The sequence below is a fragment of the Caballeronia calidae genome, assembly GCF_900044055.2.
Classification (GTDB): Bacteria; Pseudomonadota; Gammaproteobacteria; order Burkholderiales; family Burkholderiaceae; genus Caballeronia; species Caballeronia calidae.
This window is the reverse complement of sequence record NZ_FCOX02000253.1, coordinates 1-1,655: the sequence shown is the minus strand read 5'-3', so window position 1 is coordinate 1,655 and position 1,655 is coordinate 1. Positions and strand designations below refer to the sequence as shown.

At 65.0% G+C, this 1,655-nt stretch carries 1 protein-coding gene; it reads left to right on the top strand.

Annotated features, from left to right (window positions below; all coding sequences use genetic code 11):
- Window positions 1-33 precede the first annotated feature (33 nt).
- Window positions 34-1,655: outer membrane protein assembly factor BamB family protein (locus AWB78_RS42430; protein ID WP_062613269.1), on the top strand; the 1,622-nt coding region annotated here is incomplete at its 3' end.

Sequence of the window (1,655 nt, the reverse complement as noted above, 5' to 3'; positions counted from 1 at the left end):
GCATTCCGGCCCTGTCGGGTAAGGAGGGTGCAAATGAAGGCGCATTTTCTGGGTTGGAGCGCCGCAGCCGGCGCTGTGTGCGTCGCGGCGGTCATTGCCGCGTGCAGTGGCGGCGATTCCGGCGGCAATGCCGCGTCGTCGACGGCCGCAGCCGCCAGCGCGGCTTCGGGCACCACACGCGCCGCTACGCCGATGGACGTCGTCACCTGGCACAACGACATCGCCCGCACGGGCCAGCAGCTCGCGGAAACCATCCTCACGCCCGCGAACGTCAACAAGAGCACCTTCGGCAAGCTGGCCGTGTTCCCCGTCGATGGCGCCGTCGATGCGCAGCCGCTCTTTCTCGCGGGCGTATCGATCGCGGGCGGCACGCGCAACGTGCTCTATGTCGCCACCGAGAACGCGAGCGTCTATGCCTTCGATGCCGACAGCGGCGCCGTGCTCTGGCAAGTCTCGACGCTCGGCAACGGCGAAACGCCGAGCGACGACCACGGCTGCCAACAGATCACGCCGAAGATCGGCATCACGGCCACGCCGGTGATAGACCGGTCGCGTGGCCCGAATGGCGCGATGTATGTCGTCGGAATGTCGAAGGACGGCTCGGGCGCCTATCACCAGCGCATCCACGCACTCGACATCACGACGGGCGCCGAGCTCTTCAACGGCCCGACGGAAATCCGCGCCACGTATCCGGGCACCGGCGCGGGCAGCCAGAACGGCACGCTCACGTTCGATCCCGGCCAGTATGCGGAGCGCGCGTCGCTGCTTCTGCTCCGTGGCGCGGTCTACACGGCGTGGACCTCGCACTGCGACTTCATGCCGTACACCGGCTGGGTGATGGGCTATGACGCCAACACGCTGCAGCAGGCGAGCGTGCTGAACGTGACGCCGAACGGCCAGATGGGCGCAATCTGGATGAGCGGCTCGGGACTCGCGTCGGACGGCGAGGCGATCTTTCTTCTCGACGGAAACGGCACCTTCGATCCGACACAAAACGAGCACGAAATGCCGATCCACGGCAACTATGGCAATGGCTTCCTGAGGCTCAACCTCGGGCCGCTCAGAGTGCAGGACTATTTCCAGCCTTCGAACACGGTGCAGGAATCGAATCAGGACGAGGATCTCGGCTCGGGCGGCGCGATGGTGTTGCCTGATATGGCCGATGCGACCGGCGCGGTTCGGCATCTCGCGGTCGGCGCGGGCAAGAACAAGACGATCTACGTCGTGAACCGCTTTTCGATGGGCAAGTACGATTCGAACGCGGATCACATCTATCAGGAGCTCGTCGGCCAGATTCGCGGACCGATGTTCGGCGCGCCCGCGTACTTCAACAACACCGTGTATTTCGGCTCGGTCGGCGACACCATCAAGGCTTTCACGATCTCGAACGCGGCGCTATCGGCGACGCCGACGAGCCAGACGCCGAATGCGTTCGCTTTTCCGGGCGCGACGCCGAGCATTTCCGCGAACGGCACGACGAACGCGATTCTGTGGGCCGCGGAGAACGGCACCGTCGGCGCACTGCGCGCGTATGACGCGACCGATCTCAGTCACCAGCTCTACAGCAGCAACGACTTCGGCTCGCGAGACCAGTTCGGTGCGGGCAACAAGTTCATCACGCCGATGATCGCGAACGGCAAGGTGTATGTCGGGAC